The organism is Desulfovibrio piger, assembly GCF_012843875.1.
GTDB lineage: Bacteria > Desulfobacterota > Desulfovibrionia > Desulfovibrionales > Desulfovibrionaceae > Desulfovibrio.
In genome coordinates this window covers 1-18,233 of the sequence record NZ_JABAFY010000031.1, presented here as the reverse complement: position 1 = coordinate 18,233, position 18,233 = coordinate 1, and the positions used below count along the sequence as shown (strand labels likewise).

Annotated in this window: 23 protein-coding genes and 5 tRNA genes; all 28 read left to right on the top strand. The window is 53.8% G+C overall.

Going from position 1 to position 18,233, the window contains the following annotated elements:
• The first annotated feature begins 187 nt into the window (after positions 1-187).
• Positions 188-952, top strand: a complete 765-nt coding sequence (locus HF854_RS08625; protein WP_168935918.1) for a dTMP kinase — start codon at positions 188-190, stop codon at positions 950-952.
• The gene (gene dut, locus HF854_RS08620) at positions 952-1,395 is read left to right on the top strand and encodes a dUTP diphosphatase (protein WP_168935917.1); all 444 of its coding nucleotides are present in this window, start codon (positions 952-954) and stop codon (positions 1,393-1,395) included. Before HF854_RS08625 ends, dut begins: the two co-directional genes overlap by 1 nt.
• Positions 1,373-1,780 (top strand): hypothetical protein, encoded by a 408-nt coding sequence (locus tag HF854_RS08615; RefSeq protein WP_168935916.1) that lies wholly within the window; start codon positions 1,373-1,375, stop codon positions 1,778-1,780. The genes dut and HF854_RS08615 overlap by 23 nt, the downstream gene beginning before the upstream one ends.
• Positions 1,777-3,108 carry an anaerobic ribonucleoside-triphosphate reductase gene (gene nrdD, locus HF854_RS08610; RefSeq protein WP_168935915.1) on the top strand — a complete coding sequence of 444 codons (1,332 nt, stop codon included), beginning with the start codon at positions 1,777-1,779 and terminating at the stop codon, positions 3,106-3,108. Before HF854_RS08615 ends, nrdD (HF854_RS08610) begins: the two co-directional genes overlap by 4 nt.
• Positions 3,109-3,264: 156 nt before the next feature.
• On the top strand, positions 3,265-4,332 hold the full coding sequence (gene nrdD / locus HF854_RS08605; RefSeq protein WP_168935914.1) for an anaerobic ribonucleoside-triphosphate reductase: 1,068 nt from the start codon (positions 3,265-3,267) through the stop codon (positions 4,330-4,332).
• A gap of 68 nt (positions 4,333-4,400) precedes the next feature.
• Positions 4,401-4,562 carry an anaerobic ribonucleoside-triphosphate reductase gene (gene nrdD / locus HF854_RS08600; protein ID WP_205906076.1) on the top strand — a complete coding sequence of 54 codons (162 nt, stop codon included), beginning with the start codon at positions 4,401-4,403 and terminating at the stop codon, positions 4,560-4,562.
• A gap of 49 nt (positions 4,563-4,611) precedes the next feature.
• Positions 4,612-5,118, top strand: a complete 507-nt coding sequence (gene nrdG, locus HF854_RS08595) for an anaerobic ribonucleoside-triphosphate reductase activating protein (RefSeq protein WP_346765650.1) — start codon at positions 4,612-4,614, stop codon at positions 5,116-5,118.
• A gap of 31 nt (positions 5,119-5,149) precedes the next feature.
• Positions 5,150-5,614, top strand: a complete 465-nt coding sequence (locus HF854_RS08590) for a hypothetical protein (RefSeq protein WP_168935911.1) — start codon at positions 5,150-5,152, stop codon at positions 5,612-5,614.
• Positions 5,615-5,766: 152 nt separating this feature from the next.
• Complete coding sequence (locus HF854_RS08585) at positions 5,767-6,120, top strand: hypothetical protein (RefSeq protein ID WP_168935910.1); 354 nt, start codon at positions 5,767-5,769, stop codon at positions 6,118-6,120.
• Between the two features lie 104 nt (positions 6,121-6,224).
• Positions 6,225-7,580, top strand: coding sequence for an ATP-dependent DNA helicase (locus tag HF854_RS12530; RefSeq protein ID WP_205906075.1), 1,356 nt, complete (start codon positions 6,225-6,227; stop codon positions 7,578-7,580).
• Between the two features lie 29 nt (positions 7,581-7,609).
• Positions 7,610-8,020, top strand: a complete 411-nt coding sequence (locus HF854_RS08575; protein ID WP_205906074.1) for an ATPase — start codon at positions 7,610-7,612, stop codon at positions 8,018-8,020.
• 66 nt (positions 8,021-8,086) lie between these two features.
• Positions 8,087-8,923 (top strand): hypothetical protein, encoded by an 837-nt coding sequence (locus tag HF854_RS08570; protein WP_168935909.1) that lies wholly within the window; start codon positions 8,087-8,089, stop codon positions 8,921-8,923.
• A 1-nt stretch (position 8,924) separates the two neighbouring features.
• Positions 8,925-9,428 carry a DUF5983 family protein gene (locus tag HF854_RS08565; protein ID WP_168935908.1) on the top strand — a complete coding sequence of 168 codons (504 nt, stop codon included), beginning with the start codon at positions 8,925-8,927 and terminating at the stop codon, positions 9,426-9,428.
• Positions 9,429-9,456: 28 nt separating this feature from the next.
• Positions 9,457-9,924 carry a hypothetical protein gene (locus HF854_RS08560; RefSeq protein ID WP_168935907.1) on the top strand — a complete coding sequence of 156 codons (468 nt, stop codon included), beginning with the start codon at positions 9,457-9,459 and terminating at the stop codon, positions 9,922-9,924.
• Between the two features lie 221 nt (positions 9,925-10,145).
• Positions 10,146-10,221, top strand: a tRNA-Thr gene (locus tag HF854_RS08555).
• Between the two features lies 1 nt (position 10,222).
• Positions 10,223-10,313: transfer RNA gene (locus HF854_RS08550), tRNA-Ser, on the top strand.
• A gap of 17 nt (positions 10,314-10,330) precedes the next feature.
• Positions 10,331-10,388, top strand: a tRNA-OTHER gene (locus HF854_RS08545).
• Positions 10,389-10,403: 15 nt separating this feature from the next.
• A tRNA-Pro gene (locus tag HF854_RS08540) sits at positions 10,404-10,480 on the top strand.
• A 6-nt stretch (positions 10,481-10,486) separates the two neighbouring features.
• Positions 10,487-10,560, top strand: a tRNA-Ala gene (locus tag HF854_RS08535).
• Positions 10,561-10,615: 55 nt separating this feature from the next.
• Positions 10,616-10,894, top strand: coding sequence for a type II toxin-antitoxin system RelE/ParE family toxin (locus tag HF854_RS08530; RefSeq protein WP_168935906.1), 279 nt, complete (start codon positions 10,616-10,618; stop codon positions 10,892-10,894).
• A gap of 11 nt (positions 10,895-10,905) precedes the next feature.
• Positions 10,906-11,202 (top strand): HigA family addiction module antitoxin, encoded by a 297-nt coding sequence (locus tag HF854_RS08525; protein WP_168935905.1) that lies wholly within the window; start codon positions 10,906-10,908, stop codon positions 11,200-11,202.
• 488 nt (positions 11,203-11,690) lie between these two features.
• Complete coding sequence (locus tag HF854_RS08520) at positions 11,691-12,281, top strand: hypothetical protein (RefSeq protein WP_168935904.1); 591 nt, start codon at positions 11,691-11,693, stop codon at positions 12,279-12,281.
• 311 nt (positions 12,282-12,592) lie between these two features.
• On the top strand, positions 12,593-13,051 hold the full coding sequence (locus HF854_RS08515) for a hypothetical protein (RefSeq protein WP_168935903.1): 459 nt from the start codon (positions 12,593-12,595) through the stop codon (positions 13,049-13,051).
• A gap of 174 nt (positions 13,052-13,225) precedes the next feature.
• Positions 13,226-13,483, top strand: a complete 258-nt coding sequence (locus HF854_RS08510) for a DUF1653 domain-containing protein (RefSeq protein ID WP_168935902.1) — start codon at positions 13,226-13,228, stop codon at positions 13,481-13,483.
• An 11-nt stretch (positions 13,484-13,494) separates the two neighbouring features.
• On the top strand, positions 13,495-14,547 hold the full coding sequence (locus HF854_RS08505; protein WP_168935901.1) for a hypothetical protein: 1,053 nt from the start codon (positions 13,495-13,497) through the stop codon (positions 14,545-14,547).
• 142 nt (positions 14,548-14,689) lie between these two features.
• A complete protein-coding gene (locus HF854_RS08500) occupies positions 14,690-15,985 on the top strand; it encodes an AAA family ATPase (RefSeq protein ID WP_168935900.1) in 1,296 nt (431 codons plus the stop codon).
• A gap of 142 nt (positions 15,986-16,127) precedes the next feature.
• Positions 16,128-17,591 (top strand): hypothetical protein, encoded by a 1,464-nt coding sequence (locus HF854_RS08495; RefSeq protein WP_168935899.1) that lies wholly within the window; start codon positions 16,128-16,130, stop codon positions 17,589-17,591.
• A 76-nt stretch (positions 17,592-17,667) separates the two neighbouring features.
• The gene (locus HF854_RS08490; RefSeq protein WP_168935898.1) at positions 17,668-18,105 is read left to right on the top strand and encodes a type III secretion system chaperone; all 438 of its coding nucleotides are present in this window, start codon (positions 17,668-17,670) and stop codon (positions 18,103-18,105) included.
• Positions 18,106-18,233: the final 128 nt, after the last annotated feature.

Here is an 18,233-nt window from a genome sequence, read left to right as displayed (position 1 = left end):
CGAAAAGGTACACCTTTTCGACACATTCCATAGAGGGTGTCGAAAAAACCAAAAAACGGCACTATGACACTTTTGCCGGTAAGGTCTTAGACCTTACCGGCATTTTTTGTTTGTACCGGGCGCTGAACCTTGCCGGTGACGCGCCCAATCTCTGGAGAGTTTTTTGCAACGGAAAAGGAGAATGGATATGAGTATCCTTACTGATAAAGTTGGAATTAACGTGCTCCTCGAAGGCGTCGACGGCGCCGGCAAGTCCACAGTGGCAAATTTGCTTGTGGACAAATTCGCCGAGCATGGGTTCGAGGCCATCATCGTCAAAGCCCCTGATGAACGCTTCCGGGATCTCCTCTCCCGAAACAGCTTCTCACGTCCCGGCAAGGTGCTGCTCTACGCTGCCGACATGCTGGAGTCGTGCAAAAACATCGTCGTGCCTCATCTGCGGGAAGGAAAGGTCGTCATCCAGGACAGGTCCGTCCTGTCCACATTCGTCTACCAGCGACTGATTGATCTGGAAGGTGGTGATGACTTGGAGTCCTCCGTGCTCAGAGAGATCCTCGACTGCGTCAACGATCTGATGATGCAGTCGGAGTCGGGGATCCGCGCCGCGGTGCTGGTCGCATTGCTGGATGTCCCGGCGCGTGTGGCCATGAAGCGGTCGGCGGCACATGCGAAAGACGAGTACGAAGAGGCGGAGTTCGAAGAGTGGGCACGCAGGGTGCGCTGCTACCGTGCGCTGTCCGACACGGTCGACGGATTCAGGGTCGACGCCATGAGGCTTTCCGCGGACGAAGTCGCCGACAGCATCCTTGAAGAAGTCCTGCGACGCTATCACATGATGACGGCAAACAGTACCGGCAATAACGATACCAGCAAGAACGACACCGGCAATAACGATACCGGCAATAACGATACCGGTAATAACGACATCTGCCGACCTGAAGGAGACGCCTGATGGGCGACATCAACCTCAGATACAAGAAGACACACCCCGACGCGGCCATCCCTGTCTACGCCAAGCCCGGAGACAGCGGGGCCGACCTGTTCGCTGTCGACGACTACCTCATCCCGCCCCAGGGCACGGTCAAAGTCGAGACCGGCATCGCTTTCGAGATCCCGCAGGGATTCGAGATCCAGATCCGTCTCCGCTCCAGCGTGGCCATGCATACGACCCTGGTGATGCCCAATGCGCCGGCCACCATCGACAGCGGCTACCGCGGGCCTGTCGGCATCATCCTCTTCAATGCCGGGACAAAGTACGCCGTCATGGTGAAGAAGGGCGAGCGCATCGCCCAGGCGGTGCTCTGCCCTGTAGCGCACATGAATCTTATCGAGACAGATGCGCTTTCAAAAACCGAGCGCGGGGAGGGTGGTTATGGCCACACAGGACGCTTTTAAGAACGAGATGTCGGAGGAGAACCTTGTCGATGCCGGACTGGCCGCGATTTTCGGGTGGACGGACATCGAGCAGACGGACTTCGGGGCTGTGGTCGGAAAATCTCCGGAGACCTGCTGCACGGAGAACATACCGAGACCTTCGAAGAATATCGCTTCATTCCACACACTGCTCAAACGGGCGGTCAAGGAACGCAAGCTGAATATCCGGCTTGCCTGGGATGACGGGTTCTTCGTCCAGGCGGATGACGGCGTCTATGTCGCCACGGATACGGAGCAGAGCCTGCTCAAGGCCGGGGCATCCGCTATCCACGCGGTCCTGTCCATGTATGACGACGTTCCGGCGGCACAAAATACGGAACATACAGAAAACGGGGAAGAATTGTGATCTACAAAGTGATCAAGCGGGACGGCACCGAAGTCCCCTTCGAAGCATCCAAGATCGAGGACGCCATATGCAAGGCGGCGGTCGCTTGCGGCCTCAATGACGAGGTATCCCGGTCCGTGGCCAGGGATGTCACCTGCAAGGTCGAAGACCAGCTTGAACTGGTCCATGCCGACAGGGCCGACATCGAATCCATCCAGGACCTTGTCGAATCCTCCCTTATCGAATCCGGCTACGGCGCCGTGGCCAAGGCGTACATCCTGTACCGGCAAAAGCGTACGGATGTGCGGGAAAGCAGGTCGCACATGATGAAGACCATGTTCGACCTTACCTTCCGGGACGCTGTCGAGAGCGACAACCAGCGCGAGAATGCCAATATCGATGCCGACAGCTCCATGGGGACCATGCTCAAGTACGGCAGCGAGATCGCCAAGGAATACTACCTGAAGGAGATCATCAATCCGAAATTCGCCCAGGCGCACCGGGAAGGCCGGATCCACATCCATGACCTGGACTTCTTCGCCCTGACGACGACCTGCACGCAGATCGACCTCGGCAAGCTCTTCGAAAAGGGCTTCCATACCGGGCACGGCTACATCCGCACGCCCAACAGCATCGGCTCGTACGCCTCGCTGGCGTGCATCGTGATCCAGGCCAATCAGTCAGACCAGCATGGCGGCCAGTCGATCCCCGCATTCGACTACTACATGGCACCGGGCGTAGCCAAGACCTTCCGGACGACGTTCCTGGAGTACGGGAAGCTGGAAGGCATCGTGACCCCGGAGAACATTCGCGAGATCGAAGAGACCTTCAATGACCGTATCGCCCAGGGGGTGACGGTCCTCGACCGGACGAACCAGCTCGTCATCCGTTCGAAGGTGCTCGCGGGCGATGACGGCAAAGAGATGCGCTTCGTACGTGTCTGGCTCGCCGCCATGGAGAAGACCCGAAAGGCGACCTATCAGGCCATGGAGGCCCTCATCCACAACCTGAACACCATGAACTCCCGCGCCGGTGCCCAGGTGCCGTTCAGTTCCATCAACTACGGCACGGGGACATCGCCTGAACAGCGCATGGTGACGGAGGAATGCCTCCGGGCCCTGGATGCCGGACTGGGCAATGGGGAGACCTCCATCTTCCCCATCCATATATATAAGGTAAAGGACGGCGTGAACGCCAAGCTGGGAGACCCCAACTACGACCTCTTCCAGCTGGCCTGCCGGGTATCGGCAAAGCGCCTGTTCCCGAACTTCGAATTCCTGGACGCGCCCTTCAACCTGGAGTTCTACAAGGAGGGCGACCCCGACACGGAAGTGGCTACCATAGAGTAACCTGTGGCCTCAGGCAGTGATGCCGGTTGAATAACCCACCTAAACGGAGAACGTCTCACAGAGTGAGATAACTTGCCGTGCTAAGTTTCGGGGCATAGTCCCGGATAAAAGCCTAACGACTAGCGAAAACAAGCCACCCAAACGGGGGTGGCGGGAATGAGTAGCGTAAGACCAAGCGGTCTGAAATGGTGGGGATCTCGAACCAAATATCGAGATCGTGATATAGTCTGGACTGCATGGCGACATGCAGAGTGCGCGTCTAGCGAACACGCGAAACATAATCAGGGTTGCCGCACCCGTGTCATGGCCAATATCAACGGGCCTTCGACCACGTCCGGTCGAGGGAATCTGAGCTTCACGACCATCAACCTGCCGCGTCTGGCCATCGAAGCCAGTAATGAGGCGCATGATAGCTATGAGGCAGCGTCTGCGGCTGTCTACGAACGGTTCATGCACAAGCTGGATGAAACGCTCGACCTCGTCATCGGCCAGCTCCTGGAGCGCTTCGAGATCCAGGCTGAACGGCATGTGTACAATTATCCCTTCCTCATGGGGCAGGGCGTCTGGATGGATTCGGACAAACTGAAAAGAGAGGACACCGTGCGCGATGTCATCAAGCACGGGACCCTGGGGATCGGCTTTATCGGCCTTGCCGAAGCCATGAAAGCCATCTTCGGCAGGAACCATGCGGAGTCGAAAGAGGTTTGGGATCACGCCTACAAGGTGGTGGAACGCATCCGCAATCTTTCTGACCAGGCGACGAAAGCGTATCATCTCAACTTCTCGGTGATCGCCACGCCGGCTGAAGGACTCTCCGGGCGTTTCGTCCGCATCGACAGAAAGGAATTCGGTGAGATCGAGGGCGTGACAGACCGCCCCTACTACACGAACTCCTTCCATGTACCGGTGTATGAGCAGGTGGGCGTGTTCCGAAAGATCGACCTTGAGGCGCCGTTCCACGCACTCTGCAATGGAGGACACATCACCTATGTGGAACTTGACGGAGATGTCTCGAAGAACCCCGAAGCCTTTGAAGAGATCATCACCTACATGCGTCATGCGGGCATCGGTTATGGCAGCATCAATCATGCTGTGGATTATGATCCTGTGTGCGGGTACACTGGCATCATTAATGATGTCTGCCCTCGTTGCGGACGACGTGAAGGAGAAGGTATCGAACTGAGTCGCCTGGAAGAACTTCGCCGCCAGAACGGCGGAAAGTAGATCCCAAGGAGGCCGTTATGCCGGATAAAGGAAATGTGCCCGGCAAAGAACATGTACCGGGCGCGAATATGGCAAGTGGCAGAAAAACAGATGGTGCTGTTGTGGGCACAGGCGTGGGATTCAACAGGATCCGGCGCATCACAGGTTACCTGGTCGGTGACGTCAAGGCACGCTTCAATGATGCGAAACGGGCTGAAGAGCACGACCGCGTAAAACACGGAAGCCTGTAGCATACCGGGGCAGGGGGGCACTCCCCTGCCCCGTTCTGTTTGAAGGAGGATGATAACAATGTCAGGTCTCAGGATAGCAGGTATCGTTTATGACTCCATCGTCGACGGGCCGGGCTTGAGGACAACTGTCTTTCTTCAGGGATGTGGCAGGAACTGCAAAGGGTGTCATAATCCGCAGACACATGACTATTCTGGCGGAGAGCTGATGTCTCTTGAAGAAACATTCAGTAAAATAACTGCCACTGTGTGTAAAAATGTTACATTCAGTGGTGGGGAACCTTTTGATCAGGCAGATGAGCTTATCAATCTTGCGATCCTGCTTACTGTTCACGACTACCATATTATGGCCTATACAGGTTATACATTTGAAGAAATCGTAAATGATAGTAAAAAGCTCGCTCTGCTTCAGTACATCGACATACTTGTCGATGGCCCATTCATAGAGGAACAAAAAACAACATCGGCTTGTTATAAGGGGTCGAGTAACCAGCGTGTGATAGATGTATCCGAATCTCTCGCACAAGGTGCTGTCGTTCTGTCTCCATGCGACAGCTAAACAGGCCCAAACAAAACCAAATGGAGAGGTTATGGCCTTATACAAAGACCCTTCCGAGCAGGCCATACACTGTCCGGACAGAGGGTATCAAAAGCCGCTGCTGGGATGCCTGGCATGTAAAAAATTCCCTTGCGCGGCCATGAACGACGAAAGGATGACCGTCCTTGAACGGTCTCCTTTCGTACAGACGGAATTCAACGGATTCTTAACGAGGAGGAAGAAGGTGCTTCTGTTCCATATGACGGATGGTTCCTACAAAGAAGCCCCAAGGGGCTTCGATGTGGACAAACCTGATCTCGGCATGCTTGAGGATGTCGAGGAAGTCCTGGTGGTTGGAAAGGTCCTGGTAAAACAGATCCGTCTCGTTCCCAGGCCGAAGGAGGAACGGGCACAGATCAGGACGGCGATGTCCGAAGGTCTTGCCGCACAACAAAAGCCGGGCATTGAGCCCAAAAAGCAGGCAATGAAAAATCAAAGGAAACGGAAAGTGGCGTAATACGCCGATAATAATTGATAATCATGGATAGCACAGCGCGAGCGGCCGGGTATGTGAATGCCCGGCCGCTCCTTTTTTCTCTCAGATACTGAACGAGCCCAAAAATCAGGGCAAGTTTAAGTATCGAACATTTTAACCGGAGGTATCTTCAAATGCAAAGCGAACAGACCAGGCTGTCCATCGACTCCGAAACCATCAAGGAGATCGTCGACATGTTCATGACGGTCAGGCAATTCATCCCTCTGATCGAACCTGTGGCCGCTTCTGTCCTCACCACATATCGGGACATCAAGGGAGGCGAACATACCAACGAGCTCCTGACGGAATGGAAAGACGATTTCCTCGGATTCTGCTGCCGGATGAACGAGATCTGCGTACAGCAGGACATCAAGGCCATCAACGCCTACAAGGCCGCCGGCATTTCGGAGGACAATGCCGTTGCCCTGCGCTGCGCGCGCGCCGCCCGCAAGATCCCGGAAATCAAGATCAACGCGAAAGCCCAGTAGGCGGCGAATGCCATACACAGGCACGTCAACAGTTACGTCCATAGCACTGAAAGCCGGCATCACTGCCGGCTTTTTTCGCACAAGGAGCAATAAAGGAGCAACACATGTCCCTGACAGTACAAGACACGAAACAAGACAGGCAACTTACCGATATGGACCTTCTGGAGTTCGAACGCGGCGTCGGGTTCGAGGCTCCCGACTTCATCATTGCCGCGGCACAGAAAGACAACGCTGACGACATCCGCCTTACCGACAGCCAGCAGGTGATCCACGATGCGCTTGTGGATTTTGCCCTGTACCCGGGGGACAGATGGTACATCGCCATGTCCGGATATGCAGGCACCGGCAAGACGACGGTCATCAGCAAAGCCGCGCAACGCATCCTGGACGAGGATCCCGAAAAGCGCATCCTGTTCTGTGCGCCTACAGGAAAGGCGGCGCAGGTGATGAAGTCCAAGCTTACCTTCCTCCGGCACGGCTGCACGGTGGGGACCATCCACTCCGCGATCTACACCATCGACACCACAAAGAAGAACGGCCCCCGTGAAGAGCTGGTCTTCAAAAAGAAGTCACAAAAGGTACTCCCCTACGACCTGATCATCGTGGATGAAGCTTCGATGCTGACGGAGAAGGTCTTCAACGACCTGCTCTCCTACAGCATCCCCGTCATCTTCGTCGGCGATCCCGGCCAGCTCCCACCGGTGGAGGGAAAGCCTGTCGACATCCTGCACACGACGCCCTTCGTGCTGACGGAGGTCATGCGGCAGGCCCTGGAGAACCCCATCGTGCAATGGGCCACGGACGTACGCGGTGGCGGGGCACTGCCGTGGACGCCGGTCCCCTGGTCAGAGGATGAGAAGTGCATCCGCATCAGGATGTCGTCCGCGGCAGGACGGGGAATGCTCAGGGGATTCGCTGATGACGCCGTATCCGGCAAGGCGGCCATCCTCTGCTGCAAGAACAGCCTGCGGGTGAAACTCAACGGGCTTGTCCGCGCGGCCGCTGGCTTCTCCGGCAAACTTCCCATGGTTGGAGAGAGGCTCATGTGCCTGCGGAACATGAAGGGCTTCGCTCTTTACAACGGAAACACCTACACCGTTTCCCGTATCGAGGAGTGTGCCAACGACGCCTGCTACAAGGTCTGGCTCGATGACCGGGAATACCCCGTCATCGCCTGGGCCGGGTGCCTGAATTGCGCCGACGGCATGGAAATGGGCCGGCGTCTCAAGATAGACAGCGCGGACATCCGCGTTTGCCTGTTCGAGGAGACATGCACACAGGAAGAAGCCGCCATGTTCGACTTCGGCTATGCGTCCACCGTCCACAAGGCCCAGGGCAGCGAATGGGACAGTGTCCTGTTCTACGACGACCATTCGCTCAAGATGTCGGAAGCCGAGTACAGACGCTGGCTCTATACGGGCATCACCAGGGCGAAGAATGAACTCTGCATCCTTGCGTAGGACATCATTTCACAGGAGGTATCACATATATGGAAAAGAGCTATGTAACTCTTGAGCAGCATGTCTGCCCCGTCTGCCTGAAAACGTTTGATACGGGAAATCTGCTGCTTGATGACAAACTTCGTGATGTGTTCAAGAAATATACCGTTACCGGTTACGGGCTGTGTGAAGAGCACAAGAAGGTAGTCGAAGACGGCTATGTGATTCTTGTCGAGGTGAGGAAACGTCCCCAAAAAGGACAGGACCCGTACAGAACTGGGAACGCGGCCTATCTCAAACGGCATGTCGCGAAAGACATCTTTCCGGACATGGATGTACAGGACGTCGCTTTTGTCGAAATTGGTGTACTGGACAAGCTTCGTGAAATGCTCGTCGTTCAGGATGACAAGGATGACGAGCATGGTGAAGATAATACTGACGCAGATATTCACGAAGAATGACAACGGAAAGACGACCAGCGGAGATAAAACAAACTAACTGAAAACACATTAGAAGGAGACGGACTAATGGGTCTCGACGTATATCTGTATCACTCCAGCAACTTTGAAAAATCCACTGAAGTAGAGAGAGTTTTCTTTGAACTCCAGGGCAGTGTCTGGAAAAACGTCATTGGTAACAGGGAATCGGTGAGCGATGCTGACTACAGGGAATACAGACGCGCCCTGCTCTCCGAGACGGAAAAGCTGGGCCTCACTGTCGTGAGGGATACTACGGGTGAGGGTGCGCCGGTGGATCAAGGTGCATCGGTGGACCAGGACAGTTTCACCGTGGATGCCGGATTGACCGAGTACAGAGAGGACTCGAAGATCCATCCCGGACATCTTTTCAAAATCGGCTACTTCCGCAGTTCCTACAATGAAGCAGGCTTCAACACTGTCATGCGCAGCCTGGGATTCCCTGATCTGTATGACATTTTCGGCATCGCGGATACTGATGACGGAATAACCTACAGAGTTATCGACTGGGAATCCGCGAGGAATAATGTGAATACGGTCATCGAAAAAATGAACACCCTGGGTGACTCCGGATTATGGTTCATGGATCTGAGCAAGATCATCAACTTCAACAAGAAGATGACGGCCGCCGAGGCCCTGGACATCACAGCGAAAGAGCTGGCGAAAAAACATGCCTTCGGAAGTTATGGTAATACCAACGGTGAGTTCTATCTTAGCGGCGTACAGATGATATCCATCATCAATCGCCGGTGGCTTGTCTTCAAGATGGAAAACAACGAAGGCGGGCTTGCATGGTACAGGCAAGCCGCTGAAATCGTAAAGGAGACCATCGACTTCGTACTGGACAGACCAGACCCTGAAAACTGGAGACTTTACTGGAGCGCATAACATGCCGAATAAAAATATGCTTGCGGGTTTACGATGCCCAAGATGCGCATCAGCAGAACCTTTTGACATAGTAGTTACTGGATGGGCGTCAGTATATGATAACAAGTGCGTAGACATAAGGAATGTCAATTGGCATGATACTGATCTGTGCATATGCAAAAAGTGCGGGTATGGCGGTGTAATAAACGATTTCAAATGTAGTGAACCAATGGATATTCCAACATTTGAGACAGCATACATATCAACAGGACATATTACAGAGGAAGACAGCCATAAGCTTAATGATAATGCCTGGAAAGAAGACTCTGAGCATAGTGATATCATCATAAGTCACTATGCTGGTTGGATCATATGGGTTCCTGAGTCGAGTGAGTTTTTTGAAAATCTTGGTATGTCAGATGATTTCATGAGGCTGCTTCGTATCGTTGAGTCGGGAGGATTTACTATGCTGTACTTAAGTGGCGGTGCACCACTGGTAAATGGGCTGCGGAAATTTTCCTGGTAAACGCTATAAATGCTATATAGAGGCACAAATGGCTGATTACTATACTGAATTAAGCGTCGAGATCTTCCAGAAGGATGTTGACTTTCCTCTTGATGATCTCTACGCAATCCTGACGGCTATGGATGAAAATGACTTCAACAAGTTGCCAGAAGTCTACAAAAATACCTTCCCCGAAAACTTCGACGATGACGATTACTTTGAGGGAATGCTGGGAATCAAGGTCATCAATAATCCTGACTCCTTGTGGTTATACAGCGACGGAAGTCCGAATATCGAACTGATCGTGAACGCGGTCCAGGCGGTTATGCGAGAGCATAAATCAAAGTGCTCTGTAGGATTTGAATGGGGATATACCTGCAGCAAGCCGCGTACTGACGGCTTCGGAGGCGGAGCCGTATTCATCACGAGGGATTCCCAGGACTGGTTGTCGACGCAAGGCTGGCTCGCCGGAAAGCGGCAAGACTTCCCAAAGACAAAAGACCATGGTGAAAAATAATGCGAAAATATTGCCCGCCATATGGTGGGCAATATTTTTTCCGCAAACGCTGAACAACCGGGAAAATTCCGGCAATATGGAAGTATCCGCGTCCGCGTCCGTGACGGTCCTGTGAAAAGCCGCCTCGTTGTGTAGGTTTCAGGGCGTGCAGCCCAGTATCAGGAAAAGGCAAAACGGCACCAAAGAGGTTAAGGCCGGGGGCAGACCACCCGGCCAACCACGCCGGTGTGGCTCAATTGGCAGAGCAGCGGATTTGTAATCCGAAGGTTCGGGGTTCGAGTCCCCGCACCGGCCCCACGGAAGGGTGGCAGAGCGGTTGAATGCAGCGGTCTTGAAAATCGCCGGCGGTGTGATGCCGCCCGTGGGTTCGAATCCCACCCCTTCCGCCATAATTGTGCAATAAGACCGAGGCGTAGCACATTTGACTCATGCGGTCGCAGGTTCAACTCCTGCCGCCTTGGCCATCATTCATATCACTTCTGGGTGTAGCGCAGTGAGGTAGCGCGTCTGCCTTGGGCGCAGGAAGTCGTCGGTTCGAATCCGGCCGCCCAGACCATCTACCGGGGCCATAGTTCAATGGGAGAACACTGCCTTTGCACGGCAGAGATACGGGTTCGAGTCCCGTTGGCTCCACCACACGACACACAACCGCAGCTTGTCTTATGTAACGTATCAGGTTACAATCCCTCTCATGATCAAGACATTCGCCCACAAAGGCCTTGAAGTCTTTTTTCTGACTGGCAGCACACGAGGCATCCAGGCCAAACATGCCCGCCGACTTGGTATGATCCTTGACTTGCTCGACAGCGCAAGCGCCCCGTCCGATATGAACTTCCCAGGCTCACGCTTGCATCTGCTGAAAGGTGATCTTGCCGGCCTTTGGAGTGTGACCGTTTCCGGCAACTGGAGGCTGACGTTTCGCCTCCGCGATGGAAACGCATACATTGTCGATTATCAGGACTATCATTGATTGGAGTTATCATGGAAAGGACAAGAAAGCCGTCCTTGCCGGGAGAGATACTCAAGGAAATGTATCTTGACCCGCTGGGGCTGACCATCACCGACTTTGCCGAGCGTATCGGCGTTTCACGCAAGACGGTTTCCGCCATCGTGAATGGACGCTCTCCCGTCACAGTCGATATGGCGCTGCGTCTGTCCCGCGCTTTCAGCACCACGCCCGATCTGTGGCTTGACCTGCAACGGGCCGTCGATATTTGGGAGGCGCGGCAGAAGCATGGGAGCTGGACGCAGGTGCGGCCCATTGCACAGCCTGCATGATCGACTGTTACAGCTCAGACCGGCAAAGAATGAGTCTCATTCTTTGCCGGTTTTTATATATAAAAACATATTAAAATAATATGAAATAATGACTCAAGGAGCAAGATATGCCACAGAAAAATATGGAACCGGCCCTCTTGAAATGCAAGGAATGCGGCACAGAGTTCCACCCGCGAACCCACAACCAGATCTTCTGCTGCAAGAAGTGCGCCTGGCGTAACAAACGCCGCCGGGAGCGCGCGAAGGAGCAGGCGGCGCGACCGGAGATCAGGTGCCTGATCTGTGGCAGTGTCATACCTCCAGGCAGCCGAAGGAGATATTACTGCTCTCCCGGCTGTGCACTGGAGGCACGGAAGAGGCTGATGAAAAGCACAAGGCGGCGTTGATGACGCCGCCTTTTTGTTTGGTGTGTGGGGCGCATTACGCGCCCCTTATTTTTTGTGCCGGGCACGGCAATATACAGGCAACGAGAAAAACAGGAGTGAGCTGTGTATTCGACAGACGTGTATCAGACAGAGAAATGCGATTGTGCCGGGACGCCACCCAAAAATCTGGAACTGATCCTGAAGGATGCCGGTGTGGTGCGCTGCAAAAAATGCGGCCGTATCTGGACCGAGAAGGACAGGAACCTGGTCGACGACCTGCCCTGCGACCTTGGCCCTGTCGTTTTTCCGACGGACGCTGAACAGCATACACGGGCCACCATGACACTGACCATGTTCGATGCCCTCATCAGGCGTTTTCGTGAGGAGCTGGAAGCAAGCGACGCCGACGCGGCCATCATGGAGCATCTGAAAAAGATGGGTGACACCGTGACGGCCCTGGCGGACTCCATCAGAAAGAAGCACCTGTCGGTTCGCGCGAAGAAGGCATTCGATGGGTTCGTGGACCTTGCCGGCAGCCTGTATACGCTCCCGGAGAATGGCTACGACAGGCTGAAGAGCTGGGTGGCTTTGTTCTGCATGGCCGACACCATGCTCTGCGGTGTGCTCGCGCGCTGTCCGAGATATGCGAAGCAGCGTACCTGGCGGGATTTGTACGCCGTTCTGCCAAACTTACTCAAATCTAATCAAAACTAATTAATTAGATTCAATGTTGACTTCCTGCTTCACAGAGAATGCCCAGAGGAAAAGGCTTGGTTTTCGCCGAAAATCCCCATGTGGGGAATTTTACGGGTACGAAACCAACCGCCTATTCCCCTAGGTCTCACAACTCTCCACAGGCTGATACCGTGGAACTCACGGCCTCACAAATTTAAGGCATTCTGAATGTTTTGGCAATATGCGCATTTTGGGCATATTTATCTGGATTTAGGTAGATTATATGCAAACTGTTCTAACCCTGTCTGACATATGGGTCGATTCGTGGCTGGATAGCTGCCCAGGACAGGATGAAGAAGGAGAGAAGATGTATGAATACGTTTGGGAAAGAATTCCGGAACTTCGCGCTTAAGTTCGGCAAGTTCACGATCTGGAACAGAATCGCCATCTACCTGGAATTGTATAACTACAGTTATTCGGAATTCGCGGACAAGGTCATCAACGGAATCATTGCCGGCGGCGAGATCGTGCCGGAGAAAAGTGACAAGTACCAGCTGTGCGTCAGGTACAGAGGCTCCGAATACTACGTATGGATCGAGAGCCTCTGGTACGCGGCCCTCTGCTCTGTGAGAAAAGGTGAGACACAGACGGAGGTGTACGCCAAGGCACGTCCGTCACGAAAAACCGTCGTGGCCTTTTTTGACTGGCTCGATGCCTGGATCCAGAAGAACATGGATGGTATCCTCAGTGAGGAGCTGGAAAGCCGAAAGTACGCCATTGAGGATTTCATAGAGAATGACATACTCTGAGTTTGTAGAGCGCACTATCAGTGTCCTTGAACAGATTGACCAGTTGGCAGATATTGCGGAAAGAAGTAGCAATAACAGCAAAAAGATGGAGACAGCTTGCATGTGTCTGAACATGGCGGCAAGGCATGTTTCCAAATGCATTGAAGACCTTGAAAACTAAAATAGAGGAAGTACATGAGATCGTTTAATCCTGGGGACATTGTATGTCATTTCAAACGACACATGGTCGATAATCCAGTTACGGAGTATCTCTACCAGATCGTCGGCATCGCCACACATAGCGAAACGCGTGAACAGATGATGGTCTACAAGGCACTATACGGTGAAAAAGGCCTGTACGTTCGTCCGCTAGCCATGTTTCTGTCTGAGGTTGACACTGAAAAATACCCGGAAGCTAAGCAAAAATACCGCTTTGAGCTTTTCAAGGAATAAGCGGAGTGTCTATGGCAAAGAACCTCATCCTTTTTGATTTCAACAACCTGGCCTGTCGCTGTATCCACCAGCGTGGACTTGGGTACGGCACCGACCAGCGGTCATGGGACTTGCTGGCGTACATGATCTTCACCATCATGTACGACTTCGTCATCCAGTGCACGGAGCACTTCGAGCCCGGCGACACCGTGGATGTCGTCCTGGCGCTGGACAGCAAGGACGGCTACTGGCGCCGGGACCTCTACCCGCCCTACAAAGCCGACCGCGCTGAAAAGCGCGCGGCCGACGGCATCGACTGGCCACGTGCCTATGCGGAATTCGACAGGCTCACGGACGCGGTGGGCGGCTTCACTCCGTGGAAAGTGGTCCGCGCCTCCAAATGCGAAGCTGACGATGTCATCTACACCCTGAGCCAGCTCCATCAGACTGAGCACCCGGACAGTGTCGTCATCATCCACAGCGGCGACTCGGACTACCTGCAGCTGGTCTCCGACAGTGTGCTGCTCTATTCTCCCATGCAAAAGGAGTTCGTTGACTTCCCGCACATCTGCTCGCTGTCAGGCGGCAAGGTGCTGTGCGAGTCGGCTGCGGAGTATCTGGAATACGCCGTCATCACCGGCCAGGGCGGCAAGGACAATGTCTACAACATCAAAACGCCGACGGACTGGGACACGTCCACAGGCAAACGCAAGCCTGGTTGTGGTGTGGCCGCGGCCCGAAAAATGATGGCTTCCATGGAAGGTCTGGAAGCCTGTCTCAGGAACAATGGCTTGTGGGAGAACTACGAGCGCAACAGGCAGCTAATCGATATGCGTGAACTTCCCTCCCGGTACATGCGGGACATCAGCGATGCCTACCGGGGCATGAAGGCCGGACAGTGTGATATGGACGGCCTGCTGTCCGTGTATGTCTGGCCTTCCGTGCTCATCGAGAAGGAGTCCTACGCGGCAACGCTCGACTTCCTGGCATTCGGTGAGTCTGGGGAGGACGCCGGAAGACCGGAGAACGCCGGAATATCGGCGGTGCACGGTGAACTGTCTGACGATCCTGCGTTCTTCCTGTAGGCTGGCCGCACTCCTCCTCCGACTTTGGGTGGGGGAGGAGTGCGCAAAAATATTTAAGTTCAAAAAAATCAGAAAAATTGTATTTTTTCGAACTTAACTTTCATGGGCTCTTGGGCTAAAAAGGAAGAAAAGGAGGGAGTTCGTGAAAAGAAAAGTCGAAACGCTGCTTTTGAATTGGAAAAAGAGGCCTGACGGAGAACGTAAGCCGCTTCTTTTGAACGGCGCGAGGCAGGTTGGAAAAACCTACATCCTGCGCAAGTTTGGGGAAGAGCAGTTCAGCAACGTTGTCTATGTCAATCTGGAAGCCAATCTGACGGTGGCTTCTTTTTTTGGTGAGAATATATCGCCGGAGCGTTTGATCCGTTATCTGGAATCGGCAAGCGGTGAAAAAATAGTTCCGGGAAAGAGCCTCCTTATTTTTGATGAAATACAATCCTGTGAACGGGCGCTGACCTCTCTGAAATATTTTTGTGAAGAGGCTCCGCAATATCACGTTGCGGCTGCCGGCAGCCTGCTCGGCGTAGCGGTCAACCGGCAACAGTATTCGTTTCCCGTGGGCAAGGTTGAGACGGCAACGCTGTTTCCTCTCGATTTTGAAGAATTTTTATGGGCCAGAGGGAAGAGTTCTTTTGCTAAAGATATCCAGGCGGCCTATAGCGCCATGGAGCCACTGCCTGACGGCCTGCATAAGCAGGCGGTGGATCTATACAGGGAATATCTTATCGTAGGGGGGATGCCGGCCTGCGTGAAAACATTCTTGCAGGAAAAGAGTTTCCTCGACGTCAGGCTCGTACAAGGACAAATTGTCGATAACTATGTAGCCGACATGGCGAAATATGCTTCTGCTTCTGAAAGCGTCAAAATCAGAGCCTGTTATCAGTCCATTCCCGCCCAGCTTGCCAAGGAAAACAGGAAATTTCAATATAAGGTGGTGCAAAAAGGTGGGAGTTCAGCCGTATTTGGAGCTTCCATCGAGTGGCTGAACCTTGCTGGCGTCGTTTTAAAATGCCAGAAAATAAGTCATGCCTACGAGCCGATTTCCGTTTATATGGAGCTTGCATCGTTCAAGCTCTATATGGGAGATGTGGGACTGCTGACGTTGAAGTCGGGTATCGCACAGCAAACCATTCTTTCCGACCTTGAAAATCAGTTTTTAGGGGCTCTTGCGGAAAATTATGTTGCCCAGCAGCTTACAGCCAAAGACTATCCTCTTTTTTATTGGGAAAGTAACGGATCTGCCGAGCTTGATTTCGTTTTGCAGAAAGGATGTGAAATCATCGGCGTTGAGGTGAAGAGTGGAATCAATGTGCGCTCGCGCAGTCTGAATATCTTTAGTGGAAAGTATGCCCCGGCATATAACATACGATTTTCTCTGAAGAATTTTGGGCAGGTCGATAATCTTCGTTCCGTGCCATTGTACGCAGCTTTTTGCATATAGCGACTCAAGCGCCGCATTGAAGGTGGTATGGTACTTGCTTTAGAAACTGCACGACACAGAAAATGCCAATAATGTTGGCAGAATGTCGTGCCGACCAGCAAATTTGTTCAAACTGGCAGCAACAGCAACACCGGAGGTACCAATGAGTCAGGCAATCGGAGGCGTCACAAGAAACATTGCAGCACAGCAGCAACAAAATGTCGGAGGGCCTGAGGCCAGGTCCGGAGCTCCTGCTGAACTGCAGGGCGCGCACGCTTCACCCCTGCGCACTTTCGGACGCATCCTGGCGGGTATTTTCACACTGGGTATTTCCGAAGGCATACGTGCCATTATCCGTCATGTAAAAGCAGGTGAAGCCCCGGCTCCACGGGATCCCGCAGCGGACCTGCCTCCGGCTCCACCGCGAGCGGACATCTTCAACAAAAGCATTGCCTCGGAATTCCAGGCAAACAATCTTCCCCCGGATTTCAAGGCAGCTGTAACCGAGGCTTTTGACCGGATGGAAGCACGCTTCGGCGAGGATATGTTTCCAAAAGACTCCAAGCTTCGCACCAGTCCACAGACCAGCCTGGGTTTTGAAGTAAAGGATGCCCTGCGCCAAACCGATGAAGCCATCACGCCGCAGGCTTTCAGCGCCCTGGTGGAAAAAAAGGCCACATATGCCCTGCTGCATAACGTCATGACCACGCATGTAACGGACTTGTGTGCCAGGATCGGCTACCAAAAATCCCCCTCCCTGCTTGCCGGGAATTTCCTGGGCGGAAATCCGGAAATCATCGCCGCCATGGACAACATCACTGACAAGGCGTCACTGGACCATTTTATGGCAACGACCCTGCAGCGGCTCGAAGCGTCTGTCCGGCACAACCATGAGCTGCATGTATCCAAGACCCAGGCACAGACAGACGCCATCCAGACTTTTTCCCGGCAAACCGGCCTCAGTGAGGATACGGTGCGTCAGCGCATCAATCTGGGGGATCTGGACAATCGATTCACCTACCTCTCCGTGGACATTCTGGATGGCAAACGTTCCTTGGCCGGTCAGGAAATGCGTGACGCCTTCACCCAGGTGGCAAAGACCTTTGCGGAGCGGAAGGCGGCGCTCTACACATCGGTGGACACGCTCGATCTTCCGCCGGATATCCGTAATTCGTGGAAGGATTCCGTTCTGACCCAGAATACACTTACCAAGAGTGATTTGTTCACCACATGGTATGGCATCAGCCGCGGGGTCGCAGTCAACGAATCCATCCTGCCCGCCTTGAACGATGGCGTTGGTGACCGGGAACTGCTCAGTATGCTGGAGATCCTTGGGACGCAGATCCGTGATGCCGTCTTGGCCCATTATGGGCAAGAGGGATGGGCGGAGCTGGGCGGAGACGGACAGTCGGACGCTCTCTTCTATACCGGGCAGGCAACACTGGCAGCTCACGACGAACTGCGCCAGGCCCTTATGGACCACCCCGAACTGGTCGACAGATTGTACCAAATGGCAGGTGATGACGTGGCCCAGGGATTTTCTTCCAATACACTCGCCGCGGCAGAGCTGCGCTGTGGTGCACAGGGTGCTATGCTGCTTCTGAATAGCGTGCAACGCACGGAATAGGACGATCAACACAGCCGTCGCACCGCGCGCTTGCGGAACTCCCAAACGATAAGGACCAGACATAAGGAGTCTTTTTATGCATATCAGTGAACTTGTTGCTGAACTTGGAGCGAATCTGGGTATCTCCCTGCAGATGAGCGATGCCGGAACCTGCCGCGTCATCTTTGGTGACGATGCCGTGGATTTCGAGCAATCGGGAGAGACCCTGTACATCATGGCGGAATTGGCCCCAGCCACGGGAAGGGAGGATGCGTACGCACGTTTGCTTGCGGCCAACTGGCTCGGAGCGGAATCCGGCGGAGCCTGCATCGGCCTGGATGAGGAGAAAAACTCCTTTGCCCTCTGGGCCACGGAACGCGGTGATGTTCCCTATCCCGAATTCGAGGCCAGGCTGACTCTCTTCATCAAGGCCCTGCGCTACTGGAAGGAGTGGCTTTCCCTGCCTGCGGCCGAGCCTGCGAACCAGACAGAGGATCAGCAAACCCCAGACATGTATGGCATGATCCGTGTGTAGTCCATGCCGCATTGCTTTTTTAGCCTGTTGCCGCTAGTGTCGGCGCATGAGTAGAAGTCATTTCATAATTCCTTGATGACTCTTCTGAGTAAAATCATGGAAAATGCCAAATGAACAAAGGCGGTAAA